The 21,045-nt window shown below is 49.5% G+C and carries 14 protein-coding genes, 5 tRNA genes, 3 rRNA genes and 1 pseudogene; 17 read left to right on the forward strand and 6 right to left on the reverse strand.

Annotated features, from left to right (window positions below):
• Nucleotides 1-85: 85 nt before the first annotated feature.
• The 11 genes and pseudogenes from gmhB to K6Q96_RS03530 all read left to right on the forward strand — a co-directional run.
• Complete coding sequence (gene gmhB / locus K6Q96_RS03480; protein WP_251877817.1) at nt 86-637, forward strand: D-glycero-beta-D-manno-heptose 1,7-bisphosphate 7-phosphatase; 552 nt, start codon at nt 86-88, stop codon at nt 635-637.
• A gap of 462 nt (nt 638-1,099) precedes the next feature.
• A 16S ribosomal RNA gene (locus K6Q96_RS03485) occupies nt 1,100-2,652 on the forward strand.
• Nucleotides 2,653-2,822: 170 nt separating this feature from the next.
• A tRNA-Glu gene (locus tag K6Q96_RS03490) sits at nt 2,823-2,898 on the forward strand.
• Between the two features lie 2 nt (nt 2,899-2,900).
• Nucleotides 2,901-2,976 (forward strand) — tRNA-Lys (locus K6Q96_RS03495).
• A 69-nt stretch (nt 2,977-3,045) separates the two neighbouring features.
• Nucleotides 3,046-3,121 (forward strand) — tRNA-Val (locus K6Q96_RS03500).
• A gap of 491 nt (nt 3,122-3,612) precedes the next feature.
• Nucleotides 3,613-6,500 (forward strand): 23S ribosomal RNA (locus tag K6Q96_RS03505).
• Between the two features lie 128 nt (nt 6,501-6,628).
• Nucleotides 6,629-6,744: ribosomal RNA gene (gene rrf / locus K6Q96_RS03510) — 5S ribosomal RNA — on the forward strand.
• Together the 16S, 23S and 5S rRNA genes with 5 tRNA genes alongside form the textbook arrangement of a ribosomal RNA operon.
• A gap of 42 nt (nt 6,745-6,786) precedes the next feature.
• A tRNA-Asp gene (locus tag K6Q96_RS03515) sits at nt 6,787-6,863 on the forward strand.
• 36 nt (nt 6,864-6,899) lie between these two features.
• A tRNA-Trp gene (locus tag K6Q96_RS03520) sits at nt 6,900-6,976 on the forward strand.
• A gap of 245 nt (nt 6,977-7,221) precedes the next feature.
• Nucleotides 7,222-8,079: an endonuclease/exonuclease/phosphatase family protein gene (locus K6Q96_RS03525; RefSeq protein ID WP_251877819.1), complete on the forward strand. Its 858-nt coding sequence runs from the start codon at nt 7,222-7,224 to the stop codon at nt 8,077-8,079.
• A gap of 20 nt (nt 8,080-8,099) precedes the next feature.
• A pseudogene (locus K6Q96_RS03530) lies at nt 8,100-8,426 on the forward strand (LysR substrate-binding domain-containing protein); the annotation flags it as partial.
• Nucleotides 8,427-8,491: 65 nt separating this feature from the next.
• On the opposite strand, the gene K6Q96_RS03535 reads toward K6Q96_RS03530, so the two are convergent.
• Both K6Q96_RS03535 and gloB read right to left on the reverse strand, forming a co-directional pair.
• Nucleotides 8,492-10,063, reverse strand: a complete 1,572-nt coding sequence (locus K6Q96_RS03535; protein ID WP_251877821.1) for a lytic transglycosylase — start codon at nt 10,061-10,063, stop codon at nt 8,492-8,494.
• Nucleotides 10,064-10,134: 71 nt separating this feature from the next.
• Nucleotides 10,135-10,893 (reverse strand): hydroxyacylglutathione hydrolase, encoded by a 759-nt coding sequence (gene gloB, locus K6Q96_RS03540; protein WP_251877823.1) that lies wholly within the window; start codon nt 10,891-10,893, stop codon nt 10,135-10,137.
• A 31-nt stretch (nt 10,894-10,924) separates the two neighbouring features.
• On the opposite strand from gloB, the gene K6Q96_RS03545 reads away from it, so the two are divergent.
• A complete protein-coding gene (locus K6Q96_RS03545; RefSeq protein ID WP_251877825.1) occupies nt 10,925-11,650 on the forward strand; it encodes a methyltransferase domain-containing protein in 726 nt (241 codons plus the stop codon).
• 5 nt (nt 11,651-11,655) lie between these two features.
• Here the strand turns inward: K6Q96_RS03545 and rnhA are convergent, their stop codons facing one another.
• Nucleotides 11,656-12,123, reverse strand: coding sequence for a ribonuclease HI (gene rnhA, locus K6Q96_RS03550; RefSeq protein WP_251877827.1), 468 nt, complete (start codon nt 12,121-12,123; stop codon nt 11,656-11,658).
• Between the two features lie 51 nt (nt 12,124-12,174).
• Between rnhA and dnaQ the strand changes: the two genes are divergently transcribed.
• Nucleotides 12,175-12,918 carry a DNA polymerase III subunit epsilon gene (gene dnaQ / locus K6Q96_RS03555; RefSeq protein WP_251877828.1) on the forward strand — a complete coding sequence of 248 codons (744 nt, stop codon included), beginning with the start codon at nt 12,175-12,177 and terminating at the stop codon, nt 12,916-12,918.
• Entirely contained in the window at nt 12,915-14,198 is a 1,284-nt protein-coding gene (locus K6Q96_RS03560) for a TIGR03503 family protein (protein WP_251877830.1), read from the forward strand. The genes dnaQ and K6Q96_RS03560 overlap by 4 nt, the downstream gene beginning before the upstream one ends.
• Nucleotides 14,199-14,265: 67 nt before the next feature.
• Here the strand turns inward: K6Q96_RS03560 and fadE are convergent, their stop codons facing one another.
• A complete protein-coding gene (gene fadE, locus K6Q96_RS03565; protein WP_251877832.1) occupies nt 14,266-16,716 on the reverse strand; it encodes an acyl-CoA dehydrogenase FadE in 2,451 nt (816 codons plus the stop codon).
• Nucleotides 16,717-17,046: 330 nt separating this feature from the next.
• Between fadE and lpcA the strand changes: the two genes are divergently transcribed.
• Together lpcA and K6Q96_RS03575 are read left to right on the forward strand one after the other, a co-directional pair.
• Nucleotides 17,047-17,625, forward strand: coding sequence for a D-sedoheptulose 7-phosphate isomerase (gene lpcA, locus K6Q96_RS03570; protein ID WP_251877834.1), 579 nt, complete (start codon nt 17,047-17,049; stop codon nt 17,623-17,625).
• A gap of 15 nt (nt 17,626-17,640) precedes the next feature.
• Nucleotides 17,641-18,465: a class II glutamine amidotransferase gene (locus tag K6Q96_RS03575; RefSeq protein ID WP_251877836.1), complete on the forward strand. Its 825-nt coding sequence runs from the start codon at nt 17,641-17,643 to the stop codon at nt 18,463-18,465.
• Between the two features lie 63 nt (nt 18,466-18,528).
• On the opposite strand, the gene purN is transcribed toward K6Q96_RS03575, so the two are convergent.
• Together purN and purM are read right to left on the reverse strand one after the other, a co-directional pair.
• Complete coding sequence (gene purN, locus K6Q96_RS03580; RefSeq protein WP_251877838.1) at nt 18,529-19,164, reverse strand: phosphoribosylglycinamide formyltransferase; 636 nt, start codon at nt 19,162-19,164, stop codon at nt 18,529-18,531.
• Between the two features lie 2 nt (nt 19,165-19,166).
• Entirely contained in the window at nt 19,167-20,210 is a 1,044-nt protein-coding gene (gene purM / locus K6Q96_RS03585) for a phosphoribosylformylglycinamidine cyclo-ligase (RefSeq protein WP_251877840.1), read from the reverse strand.
• A 189-nt stretch (nt 20,211-20,399) separates the two neighbouring features.
• On the opposite strand from purM, the gene upp reads away from it, so the two are divergent.
• Nucleotides 20,400-21,026, forward strand: a complete 627-nt coding sequence (gene upp, locus K6Q96_RS03590; protein ID WP_002537967.1) for a uracil phosphoribosyltransferase — start codon at nt 20,400-20,402, stop codon at nt 21,024-21,026.
• Nucleotides 21,027-21,045: the final 19 nt, after the last annotated feature.

Consider the following 21,045-nt stretch of genomic DNA (forward strand, 5'->3'; position numbering starts at 1 on the left):
CGTCAAGATGGCCTAACAATCGTGGATGCTTGCGTTGGCAATGCGTGTCATAATCGCAGCGTAATAATGTATAGAGGGTAGCGCTTTGGCTAGACCAGCGGTTTTTGTCGATAGAGATGGTGTGATCAACGTTGATCATGGTTATGTCAGTACAACAGATGACTTTGAATATATAGATGGCGTTTTCGATGCTTGCCGAGCATTGAAAGAAATGGGCTATCTCCTTGTGCTGGTGACTAATCAGTCTGGTATCGCACGTGGCTACTATACGGAAGGTGAATTTCTCAACCTGACTGAATGGATGGATTGGAACTTCGCTGACAAAGGCGTGGACTTTGACGGTATCTACTACTGCCCGCATCACCCTGAACACGGCAATGACAAATACAAGCAAGACTGTGATTGCCGTAAACCTAAACCAGGTATGTTTTTCTCTGCGCGAGACTTCCTCAAGATCGACATGGAAAATTCTGTGATGATTGGAGACAAGGCCGACGACATGCGCGCTGCTGAAGCGGCAGGTATATCAACCAAGATTCTCGTTCGCACTGGAAAGGCAGTTTCACAAGAAGGTGAAAAACTGGCAACAGCGGTACTTAATAGCATTGCTGATGTGCCTGAATACCTGAAAAAGTGATATCCGAAATTAAAATCGGATTAAATTACACAGAAAAAGCAGCCGAAATTGGCTGCTTTTTTGTCTGTTTGATTGTCTTTTGAGCGCTTGAGCGATTTTTTAGAAAAAAAGCCACTTTTTCATAATAAAGGTATTGCCAACAAAAAAACTCTCCCTATAATGCGCTCCTCGTTGGCACGGCAAAGTCCGCAGCTAACACGAGGAAAGCAAAAGTGCTTGACTCGAAAAAAGAGTTGAGTTTAAATCTCACTCCGCTCAGCAAGGCTGAGCAAGTTCTTTAACAATTTGACCTATGCAATCTGTGTGGGCACTCGTGATTGATAGACAAAAGATTTATCGATGTTTGCTGAGTGACCAAACGACATAACTTCGGTTATATCGGCACAGTCAATTCGTTCTGCTCTTTCTTTACTTTGTAGAGAGGGGTTAGAACACAACAGTATTTCATCGAGCCAAAAACTTTAATTGAAGAGTTTGATCATGGCTCAGATTGAACGCTGGCGGCAGGCCTAACACATGCAAGTCGAGCGGCAGCGACAACATTGACCCTTCGGGTGATTTGTTGGGCGGCGAGCGGCGGACGGGTGAGTAATGGCTGGGAACCTGCCTGGTAGAGGGGGATAACCACTGGAAACGGTGGCTAATACCGCATGATGTCTTTGGACCAAAGAGGGGGACCTTCGGGCCTCTCGCTACCGGATGGGCCCAGTTGGGATTAGCTAGTTGGTGAGGTAAAGGCTCACCAAGGCGACGATCCCTAGCTGGTTTGAGAGGATGATCAGCCACACTGGAACTGAGACACGGTCCAGACTCCTACGGGAGGCAGCAGTGGGGAATATTGCACAATGGGCGCAAGCCTGATGCAGCCATGCCGCGTGTGTGAAGAAGGCCTTCGGGTTGTAAAGCACTTTCAGCCGTGAGGAAGGCATTGTACTTAATACGTGCAGTGTTTGACGTTAGCGGCAGAAGAAGCACCGGCTAACTCCGTGCCAGCAGCCGCGGTAATACGGAGGGTGCGAGCGTTAATCGGAATTACTGGGCGTAAAGCGCATGCAGGCGGTCTGTTAAGCAAGATGTGAAAGCCCCGGGCTTAACCTGGGAACCGCATTTTGAACTGGCAGGCTAGAGTCTTGTAGAGGGGGGTAGAATTTCAGGTGTAGCGGTGAAATGCGTAGAGATCTGAAGGAATACCGGTGGCGAAGGCGGCCCCCTGGACAAAGACTGACGCTCAGATGCGAAAGCGTGGGGAGCAAACAGGATTAGATACCCTGGTAGTCCACGCCGTAAACGATGTCTACTTGGAGGCTGTAGTCTAGAACTGTGGCTTTCGGAGCTAACGCGTTAAGTAGACCGCCTGGGGAGTACGGTCGCAAGATTAAAACTCAAATGAATTGACGGGGGCCCGCACAAGCGGTGGAGCATGTGGTTTAATTCGATGCAACGCGAAGAACCTTACCTACTCTTGACATCCAGAGAACTTTCCAGAGATGGATTGGTGCCTTCGGGAGCTCTGAGACAGGTGCTGCATGGCTGTCGTCAGCTCGTGTTGTGAAATGTTGGGTTAAGTCCCGCAACGAGCGCAACCCTTATCCTTGTTTGCCAGCGAGTAATGTCGGGAACTCCAGGGAGACTGCCGGTGATAAACCGGAGGAAGGTGGGGACGACGTCAAGTCATCATGGCCCTTACGAGTAGGGCTACACACGTGCTACAATGGCATATACAGAGGGCAGCGAGACAGCGATGTGAAGCGAATCCCAGAAAGTATGTCGTAGTCCGGATTGGAGTCTGCAACTCGACTCCATGAAGTCGGAATCGCTAGTAATCGTGGATCAGAATGCCACGGTGAATACGTTCCCGGGCCTTGTACACACCGCCCGTCACACCATGGGAGTGGGCTGCACCAGAAGTAGATAGCTTAACCTTCGGGAGGGCGTTTACCACGGTGTGGTTCATGACTGGGGTGAAGTCGTAACAAGGTAGCCCTAGGGGAACCTGGGGCTGGATCACCTCCTTAACGATACTATTAATGCTAGTGTCCACACAGATTGTATAGGTTGAAAAAGTAAAGAGTGGTCGAGGTTCCCAAACCTCGACATTGTGTTTTTCGGTATGATGTCGCTTCTCGCAAGCTCGTCACTCCACTAACACAACGTTAGCGAAACATGTTTCGCTGACAAACGTTGTGTCCCATTCGTCTAGAGGCCTAGGACACCGCCCTTTCACGGCGGTAACAGGGGTTCGACTCCCCTATGGGACGCCACTGGGTCGTTAGCTCAGTTGGTAGAGCAGTTGACTTTTAATCAATTGGTCGCAGGTTCGAATCCTGCACGACCCACCATCTTCTTCCACAGAGGATGTAAAACTTCGTTTGGGTTTTGCCCTTTTAAAGGTAAAAGCAAACATATGTGGGCGATTAGCTCAGTTGGGAGAGCACCTCCCTTACAAGGAGGGGGTCACTGGTTCGAGCCCGGTATCGCCCACCACTTTTCCTTTATGCTGCGTTGAAGCCTTTCTCGTTTAGCGAACTAAACGTCGAAACACTTCGCCTTGCCTAAAGAAAAAGCACACTCTCTAATCATTTTCTGCAATGGACTCGCAGACCCTTTAAATGTCATTTATAGGGTGCGAATTTTTGCCGCCCCAATTCGGGAAGAAAGTCATTAGAAAGTGGTTTTATGCCACGTTCTCTTTACGAGAAATGCTCTTTAAAAATCTGGAAAGCTGACTAAACAAACTGATTCAGTTTGTTTGTAAAAGTTCTCAAATGTTGACTCTACGGAGTTAACACCAAACACATTCAAGTGTTCTTGGTTTCATCACTTCTTCAAAAGTGATGAACAATATTTGAGTCCGGCGAAATCGTTCAACGCTTTATGTTTCCGCTTTTTAAGAAAAAGCAGAGGCAAAAAGGGTGAACATTGTTCTTAGGAACAACCTTGGTTGTTTGAACCTACGAAACCTCTTGGGGTTGTATGGTTAAGTGACTAAGCGTATACGGTGGATGCCTTGGCAGTCAGAGGCGATGAAGGACGTAGTAACTTGCGATAAGCCCAGATAAGGCAGTAACAGCCATTTGAATCTGGGATTTCCGAATGGGGAAACCCACTGGCATAAGCCAGTATCCCACACTGAATACATAGGTGTGTGGAGGCGAACTCGGGGAACTGAAACATCTAAGTACCCGAAGGAAAAGAAATCAATTGAGATTCCGGCAGTAGCGGCGAGCGACCCCGGATTAGCCCTTAAGCGTTTTATGAGTTAGTGGAAGCCTCTGGAAAGTGGCGCGATACAGGGTGATAGCCCCGTACACGACGGCTTATTTAACGTGAAAACGAGTAGGACGGGACACGTGTTATCTTGTCTGAAGATGGGGGGACCATCCTCCAAGGCTAAATACTCCTGACTGACCGATAGTGAACCAGTACCGTGAGGGAAAGGCGAAAAGAACCCCTGTGAGGGGAGTGAAATAGAACCTGAAACCGTGTACGTACAAGCAGTGGGAGCCCACTTGTTGGGTGACTGCGTACCTTTTGTATAATGGGTCAGCGACTTACGTTATGTAGCAAGGTTAACCGTATAGGGGAGCCGTAGGGAAACCGAGTCTTAACTGGGCGAATGAGTTGCATGACGTAGACCCGAAACCGAGTGATCTAGCCATGGGCAGGTTGAAGATTGAGTAACATCAATTGGAGGACCGAACCGACTAATGTTGAAAAATTAGCGGATGACTTGTGGCTAGGGGTGAAAGGCCAATCAAACTCGGAGATAGCTGGTTCTCCCCGAAAGCTATTTAGGTAGCGCCTCGGACGAATACTACTGGGGGTAGAGCACTGTTAAGGCTAGGGGGTCATCCCGACTTACCAACCCTTTGCAAACTCCGAATACCAGTAAGTACTATCCGGGAGACACACGGCGGGTGCTAACGTCCGTCGTGGAGAGGGAAACAACCCAGACCGCCAGCTAAGGTCCCAAAGTTATCGCTAAGTGGGAAACGATGTGGGAAGGCTCAGACAGCCAGGATGTTGGCTTAGAAGCAGCCATCATTTAAAGAAAGCGTAATAGCTCACTGGTCGAGTCGGCCTGCGCGGAAGATGTAACGGGGCTAAGCGATACACCGAAGCTGCGGCAGATATTTATATCTGGGTAGGGGAGCGTTCTGTAAGCCGTTGAAGGTGGTCTGTAAGGGCTGCTGGAGGTATCAGAAGTGCGAATGCTGACATGAGTAACGACAAAGGGGGTGAAAAACCTCCTCGCCGGAAGACCAAGGGTTCCTGTCCAACGTTAATCGGGGCAGGGTAAGTCGGCCCCTAAGGCGAGGCCGAAAGGCGTAGTCGATGGGAAACGGGTTAATATTCCCGTACTGCTGATAACTGCGATGGGGGGACGGAGAAGGCTAGGTGGGCCTCGCGACGGTTGTCGAGGTTCAAGTGCGTAGGTGGGTGTCTTAGGTAAATCCGGGACGCTATACACTGAGACACGATGTCGAGTCACTACGGTGATGAAGTCATTGATGCCATGCTTCCGGGAAAAGCCTCTAAGCTTCAGGTTATCAGGAACCGTACCCCAAACCGACACAGGTGGTCGGGTAGAGAATACCAAGGCGCTTGAGAGAACTCGGGTGAAGGAACTAGGCAAAATGGTACCGTAACTTCGGGAGAAGGTACGCTCTCGACGGTGAAGTCCCTTGCGGATGGAGCTATTGAGAGTCGCAGATACCAGGTGGCTGCAACTGTTTATTAAAAACATAGCACTGTGCAAAATCGAAAGATGACGTATACGGTGTGACGCCTGCCCGGTGCCGGAAGGTTAATTGATGGGGTTAGACTTCGGTCGAAGCTCTTGATCGAAGCCCCGGTAAACGGCGGCCGTAACTATAACGGTCCTAAGGTAGCGAAATTCCTTGTCGGGTAAGTTCCGACCTGCACGAATGGCGTAATGATGGCCACGCTGTCTCCACCCGAGACTCAGTGAAATTGAAATCGCAGTGAAGATGCTGTGTACCCGCGGCTAGACGGAAAGACCCCGTGAACCTTTACTACAGCTTGGCACTGAACATTGAGCCTACATGTGTAGGATAGGTGGGAGGCTTTGAAACACAGACGCCAGTTTGTGTGGAGCCGACCTTGAAATACCACCCTTGTATGTTTGATGTTCTAACTTAGGCCCCTTATCGGGGTTGAGGACAGTGCCTGGTGGGTAGTTTGACTGGGGCGGTCTCCTCCCAAAGCGTAACGGAGGAGCACGAAGGTGGGCTAATCACGGTCGGACATCGTGAGGTTAGTGCAATGGCATAAGCCCGCTTGACTGCGAGAATGACGGTTCGAGCAGGTGCGAAAGCAGGTCATAGTGATCCGGTGGTTCTGAATGGAAGGGCCATCGCTCAACGGATAAAAGGTACTCCGGGGATAACAGGCTGATACCGCCCAAGAGTTCATATCGACGGCGGTGTTTGGCACCTCGATGTCGGCTCATCACATCCTGGGGCTGAAGTCGGTCCCAAGGGTATGGCTGTTCGCCATTTAAAGTGGTACGCGAGCTGGGTTTAGAACGTCGTGAGACAGTTCGGTCCCTATCTGCCGTGGGCGTTGGATGATTGAGAGGGGCTGCTCCTAGTACGAGAGGACCGGAGTGGACGAACCTCTGGTGTTCGGGTTGTCACGCCAGTGGCATTGCCCGGTAGCTAAGTTCGGAATCGATAACCGCTGAAAGCATCTAAGCGGGAAGCGAGCCTCAAGATGAGTCATCCCTAGGGCTTTAAGCCCTCTAAAGGGTTGTTGGAGACGACGACGTAGATAGGTCAGGTGTGTAAGCGCTGCGAGGCGTTGAGCTAACTGATACTAATTGCCCGTGAGGCTTAACCATACAACACCCAAGGGGTTTTGACGGACTCGAATAAGAACGTTGAATGTGTAAGAACGAGAACAAACAAGTCACTTTCCAAGATTTTGGTTTTTACCTTTTTTAAAAAGGTGAAGACTTAGCAGAATTTGCTTGGCGACCATAGCGTTATGGACCCACCTGACTCCATGCCGAACTCAGTAGTGAAACGTAACAGCGCCGATGGTAGTGTGGGGTCTCCCCATGTGAGAGTAGGACATCGCCAGGCTTCCAATTTAAGTTATTGTGCTGAACACACAGTAATTTGAGTGGAGCGGTAGTTCAGTTGGTTAGAATACCGGCCTGTCACGCCGGGGGTCGCGGGTTCGAGTCCCGTCCGCTCCGCCACTTCTTAAAGAGAAGCTAACTCTTAAAAACAGCAACAGGGGTGTAGCTCCAATTGGCAGAGCAGCGGATTCCAAATCCGCGTGTTGGGGGTTCGAATCCCTCCACCCCTGCCACCTTTAAGCCTCAGCAGTAATGCTGGGGCTTTCTCATATATAGAATTTGGCTCTGTGAGCTAATTTTTGGGGCTGGAGCGCCAGTCCGATCAAATCCCTCCCCCCCTGCCATCTTCAAGCCTCAGCAGAAATGCTGAGGCTTTTTTGCATTTTGGTGTTTGGCTTTGCTCTTAAATCCCTGTGCGGGAGTGACTGTTTATGTGTATCCTTCAGGCTGGTTTAGTTCTCAAACACTAATCGGCACTATGAATCAACTTCGAAGCCTTTGGGTTATTCTCTCTACCGCATTTCTTCTACTAGGTATCGCTCTCGTCTACTTTCTTGTTGATGTCCCTGACTCACCTCAGCTTGCTTCCGGGCAAGGTGCTGTGAAATGCCGCGAGTACAAAAGTTCTTCGGTGGTTGATGTATCGAAGCCTTTAAACATCGCTGTATGGAATATCTATAAACAGCAGTTGGAAGGTTGGGATACTGAACTTAAGTCGCTGGCGGCAGACAACACCATCATTTTGCTTCAGGAAGCACAAACCAAACCACAAATGCTCAGCTATGTGGAAGAGAGCGGTTGGCATAGTAATCAGGCCTATGCATTTGCGATCAATGGAGAGATCGCGGGTGTAATGACATTGTCTGAACCAGTACCAGAGACAGTGTGTGCCTATACCAAAGTTGAACCTTATCTGCGATTACCTAAGAGTGCGTTATACAGCGCTTTTCCGCTTTCCAATGGGGAAATGTTGTCTGTGATTAACCTTCACAGTATCAATTTTACTTATGGTGTGACTGAGTATTCTGAGCAACTGGATGCGTTGGTTGAAGTGGTAGAGCCACTTAAGGGCCCTTTGATTATTGCCGGAGACTTAAACACCTGGAGTAATGAACGACTGTCTGTCGTGAGAGGTAAGTTAAGTTCAATGGGGCTAAAGGAAGCGAATTTCCAGCCAGATGAAAGGCTACGGGTTTTCAGCCATCCGTTGGACCACGTATTTTATCGTGGGGTGACGTTACAACACGCTAAATCTATCGATACTCCCGCCTCCGATCACGCGAGGCTCGAAGCGAGCTTTGTGTTTGATGAGGCGAAAGAAAAAGGCAGCGATTAACGCTGCCTTTCTTTTTCAGATTGCGTGAACATGGTTCGGGAACAAGGATGGCATTTGAGAGTGCAATTTCTCGCCATATCGCTGACCTTGATGTTTGGCGCGAGTATGAGCATATTCCAGTTATTCGAAGTCTTGTTGCCAATGGGCCTTATGTCACCTGCTTACCTTACTTAGATGTTGAGCATTATATTAAAGACGGAAAGTTGGTGGCGCTGAACGTACCAGAGTTAGATATCTCCCGTTCACTTTCTTTTGTATGGCGGGCTGATATGGCGGAAAACCCGGTGGTGGATTGCTTTAAGAGGGAAGGTATCAGGATGATGAAGCGATACCCTATGGTGATGTAATCAATTTTGTTGATACAAAAAAGCGCGCAGCGAAAATGCTGCGCGCTTTTTCTACGAACTAGAAGCTAAGCGCTCACTTTGGTGACATCAATATACAGCTTCAGTTTTTGTCCAGGTTGGATATATGCGTTCTTCTTCAGCGAGTTCCATTTCACCAGATCGGACACGGACACCTTGTAGCGTGCTGCAATGCCGCTCAGTGAATCACCTTCACGGATTTGGTAGAAAATAGTGCGAATACGTGCGCCTTCATCGGCTTTTTTCCAAATCACCAAGTCCTGACCAATACGCAGCGGATCTTTCGGTGCCATACCATTCCAGCGTGCCAGCGAAGTATGTGACACGCCGTGCTTGCGTGCGATCGTCCAGAAACTATCACCTTTTTGAACGGTATGAGTAAGTTTGATATCACCACGTTTCTTACTGGTCAGTTTGGCCAGACGCTGTGGTGCACTTAGCGTGTACTTACCCTCATCTTTTAGGGACACAGGAATCAGTAGGTGCTCGCCCACACGGATATTGGTGCCTTTTAAGCTATTGGCACGTTGTATCACTTTTACTGTTGTATTATGACGCTTTGCAATCAGACCCAGAGAGTCACCGCTTTTCACTTTATAGCGGGTCACTTTCACGCCCTGATTGTTGTTTTCTGTCAGATTACTATTAAAGCGAGCCACATTTTCTTTTGGCAAGAGTAGGTGATTTGTACCGTCTGGTGCTGTCGCCCAGTGGTTATACGCAGGGTTCAGGCTTTGGAGCTCAGACAGAGATAGACCAGCGTAGTTAGCTGCTAACGCCAAGTCCATCTGCATACCTGGCTCTACTTGTTCAACCACAGGTTTATTGGCAATCGCTGGCAGATCCAAGCCATAACGTTCTTTGTTTTTGACCACATCTGCAACGGCGATCAGCTTAGGTACATAGCCGCTGGTCTCCTTTGGTAACGACAGATGCCAGAAGTCAGTTGGCAGCCCCTTGGCCTTGTTCTTTTTGATTGCTCTGAACACGCGACCTTCACCGGTGTTATAAGCGGCCAGCGCATGCAGCCAGTCACCATCAAATTTCTTGTGCAGGTATTCCAACAAATCCAATGCAGCATCTGTTGATGCGATCACATCACGACGGCCGTCATACCACCAGTTTTGCTCCAAGCCAAAACGGCGGCCTGTGTCAGGTACAAATTGCCACAAACCCGCTGCGCGACCGTGAGAATAGGCGAATTGATCAAATGAGCTTTCTACAACAGGCAGCAGTGCAATTTCGAGTGGAATGCCGCGCTCTTCCACTTTCTCAGTGATGAGGTAAAGGAAAGGTTCAGCGCGTTCAGAGACCGTTTTGAGGTGTTGCGGATGCTTTAAGTACCAGTTGCGGTAGTAATTAACGCGCTTGTTTTCAGGTACGGGCATCTCAAGTTGCATGGCAATCCGTTCCCAGACATCGTCCTGTGTTTGAGGCGTGATGACAGGTGTAGCCTCCTCGACCTTGTCGGTTTCAACTGGCGTCTGAACGATGTCAGTCTTTAGGAGTGCTTTTTCCTGTTGCTCTGGCGTGTTAGTCGTGGTTGCGACATCACTCTGGCCGGTAATTTGGCATCCTGCGAGGAACATCGATCCAACTAGCACATAACGGAACTTCATTAATCTCTGACCTTTCAAAAAATGGCCGATGATGATACTCGGCCGGAACTCCTGCTTACAAGTGACTTGTGTCAAAATTCATCTTTCCAGCGTCTGAGTGCCGCAAAAGTTTCGGTATCCGTAGAGTCAGTCGCACCTTGACTCACGGCGGCTTTAACACTGTCTATATGGGCGCGAAGGAAGGGGTTAATACGCTTCTCTCGACCAATCGAACTGGGTAACGTCGGTATATTTTTGGCACGAACCGCCTGTGCTTCAACAACATAATCGTTAAGCGCAGTATTGTTTGGTTCTACCGCTTGAGCAAATTTCAGGTTCGAAAGCGTGTATTCATGCGCACAAAACACCAGTGTATTGTCGGGTAAAGATGCTAGGTGCGTCAGAGATTGGTGCATTTGTTTAGGTGTACCTTCGAACAATCTGCCACATCCACCTGAAAAGAGAGTGTCGCCGCAGAACAGAATGCCTTCAGCGTAATAAGCAATGTGGTCCAGCGTATGTCCCGGAACTTGGAAAGCTGTAAACTCAGCATTGAACAGAGTAAAACTGTCACCATGTTTGAGCGGTTGATTGACCGTGGGGAAGCGCTCGGTCGTTGGGCCATAAATTGTGAGATTTGGAAAGTGCTCCAGCAATGTACCGATACCACCGATGTGGTCATTGTGATGGTGGGTAACCAGTATCCCATCTAGCGCCAGCCCTTCGTTTTTCAGGGTTTCAAGCACGGGCGCAGCATCACCTGGATCGACGACAACGCAATGATTGTCATCATTTTTTAGTAGCCAGATGTAATTATCATTGAATGCAGGTATGCTTGTTACAGATAGCATTGAATCTCTCCAGCTATAACTCAAAAACACTATGAAACCAGCACGCAGCCAACGTCCACTTGAATACCCTTATACGTGGGACCAATTCGCACATGGCGAATGGGCGTGTACGCATGTACAAACGCGGCTGGATGAGTGGTTGCCCAGACTGTTCGGTTATCACATGCTGAAGCTTGGTGGCCTCAGCTGTGAAATGGTGACCGGGCATTGTAACATCCAGCACCAGGTCTGTATTGATAAGCTAAATCCGCTACGAAACATGGAAGCGGAAAATTACGACCTGCCTTTCCTAGATAAAGCCTTCGACGTTTGCATTCTCGCCAACCAGCTCGACTACACTGATGACCCTCATCGGCTGTTGCGTGAAATTGACCGTGTCATGATAGACGATGGTTACCTGATCCTTTCAGGAGTAAATCCCAGTAGTTTGATGGGGATCGGTCGATTAATCCCATGGCGTAAGAATCAACTGCCTTGGAGTGGGCGAATGTTTACGCCATTGCGAGTTAGAGATTGGTTGGGGGTGCTTAACTACGAAATTGTGGAAATGTCATGTTTCGGACTGATTCCGGCGACGCGTCACCGTACATGTGGCGTATGGTTTGAGAATGCCTGCTCAGGACTGTTACCAGCAATTGGCTCGCTCTATTTTATTGTTGCACGCAAGCGGACTTATCCCCTGAAGCCAATCAAACCGAAATGGAAGCTCAAAAAGTCGCTATCGCCGGTGAGTGTGAATTACCGCACCGGCGGTTGAGATATTTACTCGGAAGGGATGTAACCTTCATCTGGCCCTGTCGGGTTTTCTGCCGCTGTTCTTGCTAATTCATCACAGCGTTCGTTTTCCGGGTGCCCCGCATGACCTTTCACCCATTGCCAGTCCACAGTATGACGCTGGGTTTCAGTATCCAGACGTTGCCAAAGATCAGCATTTTTTACAGGCTTCTTGTCAGCTGTTTTCCAACCGCGCTTCTTCCAGTTGTGTATCCACTGTGTGATACCCTGACGTACGTATTGACTGTCGGTAGTCAGAGTTACGTTGCAGGACTCTTTCAGGCTTGCCAGCCCAACAATGGCAGCCAGCAGTTCCATGCGGTTATTGGTGGTGAGCGCAAAGCCTTCGCTCATCTCTTTTTCATGTTGTTTATAGCGCATAATTACGCCATAACCACCCGGCCCCGGATTGCCGAGACAAGAACCGTCCGTGAAAATTTCTACCTGCTTGACCATATTTGTTAGTATCTGTGGAAATTAATCGCCAAGTCTGACACAAGTGCCGCTATGAAAGCCAGTTACGACAGAATTATCGTTCTCGATACCGAAACCACGGGTATGAACCGTGAAGGTGGTCCGCATTATGAAGGCCACCGCATCATTGAAATCGGTGCAGTGGAAATCATCAACCGCAAGCTGACCGGTCGCCATTTTCACGTGTATATCAAGCCTGATCGCGAAATCGATCCGGAAGCGATTTCCGTACACGGTATTACCGATGAATTTTTGCGTGATAAGCCGGAATACGGCGATATTCATGCCGAATTCCTTGAATTTATAAAAGGTGCAGAACTTGTCGCCCATAACGCGCCCTTCGATACCGGCTTCATGGACTATGAATTCCAGATGTTGGACCCGTCGATTGGCAAAACTGACGATTTCTGCAAGGTAACCGATACCCTTGCCATGGCGAAGAAAATCTTCCCGGGCAAGCGAAACAACCTTGATATTCTCTGTGAACGTTATGGCATAGATAACTCTCACCGTACCCTACACGGCGCATTGCTCGATGCCGAGATACTGGCCGACGTTTACCTGTTGATGACAGGTGGTCAAACGACATTGAAGTTCAATGCCGGTGACTCAAATGATGAAGGTGGCGGTGGCGAAGCTATTCGACGTGTTGAAGCCGGTACAAAAAAGCTAAAGATTATCAGTGCCTCTGCCGATGAACTAAGTGAACATGAAAAGCAGCTGGATATCATCGAAAAGAGTGGCAGCTGCCTTTGGAGGCAACAGGAGAGTGTATGAAAACAAGGTGGGCTGGGTTGCTGCTCACTCTGCTTATGGCGTTCAACGTCGTGGCGGAGCAGACATCGGATCGTGACATACGGTTACTCAATAACCGTTTCCGTATCGATTCCACCATTACTCAGGTTGCCTTTGTTATCTACCGCCAGAATCCGAGCCGCCCGGTTGTGCTTGTGCAGCCAGACGGCTCTAAAATCTATGATTTTCGCCACCCCGACAATGTCTCCTGGCACAAAGAGCCAGACATGGACATTATTTCAATTCAAAATCCTATGCCGGGCCCATGGCAGGCTATTGGCAAGGTGACGCCGGAAAACAAAATCCGCATCCTGTCTGACCTCAATATGAAGGTCGATACATTCCCTGATCGCCTTTACCAAGGTGAAACCCTGAAATTCACTGCGCGTTTGATGCAAGGCGAAGTACCCCTTAATTTAAGGGATTTCCTCGATCGCGTTGAGTTGACAGTCACTTTTACTGAGTTTTTGGAAAGTGTGGATGATATTCCGGTTGATCAGCGCCCGCAGGCTATGTCGCTTGGCCGATTCAAAGACGATGGGGCAGGATTAGATGAATACGCTGGTGATGGCGTATTTACGGTCGAATTGCCGATCAATGTTCACCCGGGGAAATACCGTGCAAGAGTGACCTCGGGAAATGGGGTATTCTTCCGCACCCTTGAGCAGGAAGTCTTGGTTTACCCAACACCTTTGATGGCAACCTTCAAGCAAAGCCGCAAGAAAGCTCTGCCCCATCACTTGCTGGTAGAGTCAGACACTGCCAGTATCGAGCCCGGTTCGATTGCCGCGCACTCGGAGTTTATTGATCCCAATGGCAAGCCATCTGTCTATCAGGGCGTTGCCGGTGAAGATTACACCGCACTGACGGTGGATATCGATAATTTTCAAGAGCCTGGGCGCCATAAGTGGCATGCCTGGCTGTACGGTACAGATAAGCTGTCCGGCCGTCCTTTGATGTTTCATCTTCCTGAACAGACGTTTGCAGTGGCCGACTATGAAGCGATAGAGCAAGCTAAGAAGGAGCGGGAAGAACGTGAAGCAGAGCGTAAACGCATTGAAGACGAACGCATTGCTGCGGAAAAACGTGAAGCAGACAGAAAGATGGCGATGATTACCATCATCGGTGGCAACATTTTACTCCTCATTTTGGCTGTTGGTGGCTGGTTTGTCGTTCGCATGATCAAGCGTAAGAAGTTGGCAGCAGAGTCAGAAGAAGGACTAGAGGCGCCACCACCGGAAGAGCCAGATAAAGCTGCTTAATCAGACGGTTCAGTACAAAGAAAAAGGAGAAGCTAAGCTTCTCCTTTTGTCGTTATTAGATTTGCTGTTAGGCAGCGTGAACGACTTGATCTAACGCTTTGCTCGCGGCAGCCAACTCGGCAGGGTCAAAATCGTCAACATTGATGGTTTCGAGGCGACCTTCCTCTGCAATGCGCAAGATGTCCGCTTCTTTATCTGAAATTGCGCCTTCACGAAGACCAACCTCTGCCACTTTATCTAGGAACATGAATGGCAATTTCTGGCCTGTCGAGTCACAGACTTTTTGGTAGACAGGCTCTGCGGCAAGGATATCCAACAGGGCTTTTTCAATCTTACCTACGGCATTGTGCTCAGAGGCCTCCAGGAACTGACCACGGCCGATGCGGCTGCGGGTTTCGCCTGGCGTTTGCAGAATCGCAGCGATTTTACCATCCAGTGAATCGCTTGGTTTAGTGCGGCGCGTGCCAAATGGGAACAATAGGACACGCAGCGGCGCAGCTACCCAGCGGGCAGGGAAGTTGGCAAGGAAATCATCTAATGCCTCTTCAGCTTGGTAAATAGCATCCTGCATTCCCCAGTGAACCAGAGGCAGATCCGCTTTTTGGTAACCTTCATCGGCATAACGCTTCATGGTTGCCGAAGCTAGATACAATTGGCTCAGAACGTCACCCAGACGGGCAGAAAGACGTTCTTTACGTTTCAGGTTGCCACCCAGTACAGCCATTGAGATGTCAGATAACAGAGCCAGATTAGACGCGTAGCGGTTCATCTGTTGGTAGTAGCGCGCTGTTTCGTCTTTACGTGGCACGCTGGAAGTGCGACCGTCAGTCAGACCCAGCCAGACAGAACGAACCAGGTTGCTAATTACAAAGCCAACATGGCCAAACAGTGCCTGATCAAAACCAGCCAATGCTTCACGTTCGTCTTCTTTGTAAGCGGCGTTCATTTCTTCCAGTACGAATGGATGACAGCGGATAGCACCTTGGCCAAAGATGATCATCGAACGGGTCAGGATGTTCGCACCTTCAACCGTAATGGCAATCGGAGCACCTTGATAGCCGCGGGCCAGGAAGTTCTTCGGGCCCATACAGATACCCTTACCACCGACGACGTCCATAGCGTCAATCACGCCACGTTGACCACGGTGGGTACAGTGGTATTTCACAATCGCAGAGATGACCGATGGTTTCTCGCCTAAATCGATACCAGCCACGGTGAGTGCACTGGCGGCGTCCATCACGTAGGCGTTACCACCGATGCGCGCCAGAGGCTCTTCAATACCTTCCATTTTACCGATAGGCAATTTGAACTGACGTCGAATACGGGCATAAGCACCAGTCGCCAGAGCCGCCGTTTTGAGTCCGCCTGTCGAGTTTGAAGGCAGGGTAATACCACGGCCAACTGACAGGCATTCAACCAACATACGCCAGCCTTGACCGGCCATTTCTGGGCCACCAATGATGAAATCAAGGGGAACGAAAATGTTCTCGCCGCGGGTAGGACCGTTTTGGAATGGTAGGTTCAGCGGGAAGTGACGGCGACCAATGTCCACGCCTTCGATATCAGTCGGGATCAGAGCACAGGTGATACCCATATCTTCTTTGTCGCCCAACAGCCCCTCAGGATCTCTAAGTTTGAACGCCAGACCCAGTACAGTCGCCACTGGCGCTAGCGTGATGTAACGCTTGTTCCAGGTGATCGACATACCCAGCACTTCTTTGCCTTGCCACATGCCTTTAGTGACAAAGCCTTCATCAGGGATGGAGCCTGCATCAGAACCGGCCTCTGGGCTGGTCAGTGCAAAACATGGGATTTCAAGACCGTTGGCCAGACGGGGCAAGTAGTAATCTTTCTGGTCTGTGGTGCCATAGTGTTGCAACAGCTCGCCAGGCCCCAGGCTATTAGGCACACCGACTGTTGAAGAAAGCACGCCGGAAACACCGGTCAACTTTTGTAAAACCAGCGATTGCGCGTAAGCAGAAAACTCCAGACCACCGTATTCCTTTTTGATGATCATGGCAAAGAACTTGTTGTCCTTCAGGTACTGCCAAACTTCCGGTGGCAGATCCGCCAGCTCATGGGTGACCTGATAGTCATTGACCATGCGGCACACTTCGTTCACTGGACCCTCAAGGAATGCGCGTTCTTCTGCACTCAGGCGTGGTGCAGGGATATCGTGCAGTTTGTTCCAATCTGGCGCTCCACGGAAAAGATCGGCTTCCCACCAGACAGTACCTGCGTCAATCGCTTCTTTTTCGGTCTGAGACATTTCAGGCATCACGCCTTTAAACATCTTCAACGCAGGCTTACTCAGCCAAGACTCACGGAATGAACGCACGTTCAAAGGAATGGCAATCGCAATGAACACCAGCCAGCTGATTTGGCCAACAATGCCCATCACAGAGCCAACAATTAACATTCCCGCAGCAGCGGCGGTGAACAGTTTCAAGCCTGCACGGTGATACGCCAGTATCGCCATCAGTGCCAGAAACGTTATCAGGTATAGGGTTGTCGCCATTTTCGGTTCTCCTTATCCTTCAACCCAAGCTTAAATGGTAAGAGGTCATACCACTTAATTGTAAGCAGGTTTTTAAGAGAATGTAAAACAGTGACCGGTAAAAATGTGCACCTGACTTCACAGATAAACTTAATGAAACAGTGTTCAGTTTTCAGACGATTGTTTTTATAAGAGAAGCATAAGGTGAGGCAGATTATCGACAGCCTCATCTTTTTGCAGGTACACTGCTTCTAATATTTTTTGGGCGCTTGCCCTGCCACCTAATCCTCCCGATCGTCATCGATAGTGCGGTTGGTAAAGGATGACTCAACATAAAATAGAGAATTGCCCATGTACCAAGATCTCATTCGCTCAGAGCTCAATGAAGCGGCTCAGGTGCTTAACGTGTTTCTAAGTGACGACAAAAACATTGCAGACATTGAAGCGGCAGCGAAACTGCTGGCAGATTCGTTCAAAGCAGGCGGTAAAGTGCTGTCTTGTGGTAATGGCGGTTCACACTGTGATGCGATGCACTTTGCTGAAGAGTTGACCGGTCGCTACCGTGAAAACCGTCCCGGTTATCCGGCCATTGCAATCTCTGACCCCAGCCACCTTTCTTGTGTATCGAATGACTTTGGCTACGAATACGTTTTCTCTCGCTATGTTCAGGCGGTAGGCGCAAAAGGCGATGTACTGTTTGGTCTGTCTACGTCAGGTAACTCAGGTAACGTGCTGAAAGCGATTGATGCTGCAAAAGAGAAAGGCATGAAGAGCATCATGCTGACGGGTAAAGATGGCGGTAAAATGGCGGGCTTGGCAGACATCGAAATCCGTGTACCACATTTTGGCTACGCGGACCGCATTCAGGAAGTGCATATTAAGATCATTCACATCCTGATCCAGCTTGTTGAAAAAGAAATGGAAAAATAAGGATAACGTAAAGGAATGTGTGAACTGCTTGGCATGAGTGCCAATGTACCGACGGACATTTGTTTTAGCTTTACCGGCTTGATCCAGCGCGGGGGGAATACTGGCCCTCACCGTGATGGCTGGGGCATTGTCTTTTACGAAGGCAAAGGGTTCCGAACGTTTAAAGATCCGAACCCGAGCTGCGACTCAAAAATTGCTGAGCTTGTTCAGAGTTATCCGATAAAAAGCTGCGCCGTGATAAGCCACATTCGTCAGGCGAACCGCGGCGACGTCAATCTGGAGAATACTCATCCGTTTACCCGCGAAATTTGGGGACGCTACTGGACTTATGCCCACAACGGGCAATTGTCAGATTACGACGATTTGCCGACAGGACACTTCAAACCTGTGGGCGAAACGGACAGTGAAAAAGCCTTCTGTTATTTGCTGCACGAGATTGAAAAGCACTACCCGGACAAGCCGGACGATATGACGGAAGTATTCCGTTTTATCGCCAGCCGCTGCGACAAACTACGTGAACTGGGCGTGTTTAACATGCTGTTCAGTGACGGTGACTATGTGATGGCGTATTGCACCAATAACCTTCACTTGATCACCCGTCGCGCCCCGTTTGGCAAAGCCAGCCTGATTGATGAAGAAGTCACCGTAGACTTCCAGGAAGAAACCACACCGAATGACGTGGTGACAGTGATTGCGACTCAGCCACTGACCAATAATGAAACCTGGCATAAAATGCAGCCGGGAGAATATTGCGTGTTTCACCTGGGTGAAGTCATTACCTGCAATCGCGCAGATGTCGAGGCGCAATCAGAGGGTAAGGTTATCGAATCTGATTCGTAACGCGATCCTCTACAATAAAAAACGCGCCGCAAGGGCGCGTTTTTTGTGTCCGATAAAACGGGATTAATCAGCTGCGTAGCCAGACTGTCCCAGCACTTCGCCGTCCATCACTGCTTTATCATTCGCCATGTTGAGTCTGCCTTGGCAGAACCATTCCACCACCAATGGGTAGATACGGTGCTCTTGCTCCTGAACGCGGGCAAAGACACTGTCTGCGTCATCATCTTCAAAAATCGGTACTCTGGCCTGAAGAATGACGGGGCCACCGTCGAGCTCTTCCGTCACGAAATGTACAGATGTGCCGTGCTCATCATCGCCAGCGTCAATCGCACGCTGATGGGTGTTGAGGCCGGTGTATTTCGGCAATAGGGATGGGTGGATGTTCAGCATCTTGCCCTGATAGTGACAGACAAACTCTGGCGTCAGGATACGCATGAAACCCGCCAACACAATCAGGTCAGGCGAGTATTCATCGATAGTAGCCATCAGCTGACTGTCATATTGGCTTCGATCTGAAATCCCTTTGCTGGCCACCACAACTGCCTCAATACCGGCATCTTTTGCGCGGGTGAGGCCGTATGCGTCTTCTTTGTTTGCAATAACAGCCGATATTTCAATGCCGTTATTGCCATGACAGCGATCGATGATCGCCTGAAGATTTGAGCCGTTTCCAGAAACCAGAACAACCAGCTTTTTCATGGTTACCCCTTGATCTCTACCTGTTCTTCGCCAGCCGCAGCGCTCTCGATGGTGCCCAGCAGCCATGCGTTTTCGCCTTCCTGATTCAGGATGTCGATCGCTTTCTGAGCTTGCTCCGCGGGTAGTGCAACTACGAGGCCTACGCCACAGTTGAAGGTACGGTACATTTCGTGCTCGGTCACGTTACCGTTTTCCTGAAGCCAGTTGAAAATAACAGGCCATTCCCAGCTGTTGCCATCGATCACGGCTTTGGTGCCTTCTGGCAAAACGCGTGGGATGTTCTCCCAAAAACCGCCACCTGTGATGTGTGAGATAGCGTGAACATCACAGCTTTCCAGCATCTTCAGTGCAGGCTTCACATAGATTCGTGTTGGCTCCAGTAGGTGATCAGCCAGTGTTTTGCCGTCAAGCTCAGCGTTAACGTCTGCGCCTGAAACCTCGATGATCTTGCGAACAAGGCTGTAGCCGTTAGAGTGAGGGCCTGATGAAGCGACTGCGATGATCGCATCGCCTTGAGCGACTTTAGAGCCGTCGATAACGTCTTCTTTCTCAACCACGCCGACACAGAAACCTGCCACGTCGTAATCTTCGCCGTGGTACATGCCCGGCATTTCAGCAGTTTCACCGCCGATAAGCGCACAGCCAGATTGCAGGCAACCTTCACCGATACCCGTTACCACGTCAGCAGCTGTATCAACGTCCAGCTTGCCTGTTGCGTAGTAATCAAGGAAGAACAGCGGCTCAGCACCCTGAACAATCAGGTCATTCACACACATTGCCACCAGGTCGATACCAATGGTGTCATGTTTTTTCAGATCCATCGCCAGGCGAAGTTTGGTACCTACACCGTCAGTACCTGAAACCAGTACTGGCTGTTTGTATTTTGTAGGCAGTTCACAAAGTGCACCGAAACCACCGATGCCACCCATTACTTCAGGACGACGAGTGCGCTTAACAACGCCTTTAATTCTGTCGACCAGGGCGTTACCTGCATCGATATCTACACCTGCATCTTTGTAGCTTAGAGAAGACTTATTATCGCTCACTGGGGATCCTTACCGAGTTATGGACTAAAAGCGGCGCCATTTTAACAGCGGTATTTCAAAAAGGAAAACGTTTGCGTCAGGTTCAAAGCAGCGCGTTTGGCTTAAAAAAGCGCAACCAGTTGTATGTAACTATTCCACCGAATTTTCTTGTGTATAATTCGTGGAATTTGTTTTTTGCAGGAGTCTGTCATGAAAGTCGTCGAAGTTAAGCACCCGCTGGTAAAACACAAAATCGGTCTTATGCGTGAGGGTGATATAAGCACCAAGCGTTTCCGTGAGTTGGCGACAGAAGTAGGCAGCCTGCTGACCTATGAAGCGACTTCAGATTTCGAAACTGAAAAAGTGACCATTGAAGGCTGGAATGGTCCGGTTGAAATCGACCGCATCAAAGGTAAGAAAGTGACGGTTGTGCCAATCCTGCGTGCGGGTCTGGGTATGATGGATGGGGTTCTGGAGCACATTCCAAGTGCACGTATCAGCGTGGTAGGTATTTACCGTGATGAGGAAACGCTGGAGCCAGTTCCTTATTTTCACAAGCTTGCGAGCAACATTAATGAGCGTATGGCGCTGGTAGTTGACCCAATGCTGGCTACCGGTGGTTCTATGATTGCGACCATCGACCTGCTGAAAGAGCACGGCTGTGACAACATTAAAGTATTGGTGCTTGTTGCAGCGCCAGAGGGCATTGAAGCACTGGAAAAAGCACACCCGGATGTTGAATTGTACACTGCGGCTATCGACCAAAAACTGAATGACAAAGGCTACATCGTGCCTGGTCTGGGCGATGCAGGTGATAAGATTTTCGGTACTAAGTAAATAGCACGAAATCGAGATA

It is taken from the genome of Grimontia kaedaensis, assembly GCF_023746615.1.
In the GTDB taxonomy this organism is placed as follows: Bacteria; Pseudomonadota; Gammaproteobacteria; order Enterobacterales; family Vibrionaceae; genus Enterovibrio; species Enterovibrio kaedaensis.

Bases quoted from the DNA above. Each gene is read 5' to 3' on its own strand.
- K6Q96_RS03525 (WP_251877819.1), top strand. From the start codon at position 7,222: ATGAATCAACTTCGAAGCCTTTGGGTTATTCTCTCTACCGCATTTCTT.
- K6Q96_RS03535 (WP_251877821.1), bottom strand. From the start codon at position 10,063: ATGAAGTTCCGTTATGTGCTAGTTGGATCGATGTTCCTCGCAGGATGC.
- gloB (WP_251877823.1), bottom strand. From the start codon at position 10,893: ATGCTATCTGTAACAAGCATACCTGCATTCAATGATAATTACATCTGG.
- K6Q96_RS03545 (WP_251877825.1), top strand. From the start codon at position 10,925: ATGAAACCAGCACGCAGCCAACGTCCACTTGAATACCCTTATACGTGG.
- rnhA (WP_251877827.1), bottom strand. From the start codon at position 12,123: ATGGTCAAGCAGGTAGAAATTTTCACGGACGGTTCTTGTCTCGGCAAT.
- dnaQ (WP_251877828.1), top strand. From the start codon at position 12,175: ATGAAAGCCAGTTACGACAGAATTATCGTTCTCGATACCGAAACCACG.
- K6Q96_RS03560 (WP_251877830.1), top strand. From the start codon at position 12,915: ATGAAAACAAGGTGGGCTGGGTTGCTGCTCACTCTGCTTATGGCGTTC.
- fadE (WP_251877832.1), bottom strand. From the start codon at position 16,716: ATGGCGACAACCCTATACCTGATAACGTTTCTGGCACTGATGGCGATA.
- lpcA (WP_251877834.1), top strand. From the start codon at position 17,047: ATGTACCAAGATCTCATTCGCTCAGAGCTCAATGAAGCGGCTCAGGTG.
- K6Q96_RS03575 (WP_251877836.1), top strand. From the start codon at position 17,641: ATGTGTGAACTGCTTGGCATGAGTGCCAATGTACCGACGGACATTTGT.
- purN (WP_251877838.1), bottom strand. From the start codon at position 19,164: ATGAAAAAGCTGGTTGTTCTGGTTTCTGGAAACGGCTCAAATCTTCAG.
- upp (WP_002537967.1), top strand. From the start codon at position 20,400: ATGAAAGTCGTCGAAGTTAAGCACCCGCTGGTAAAACACAAAATCGGT.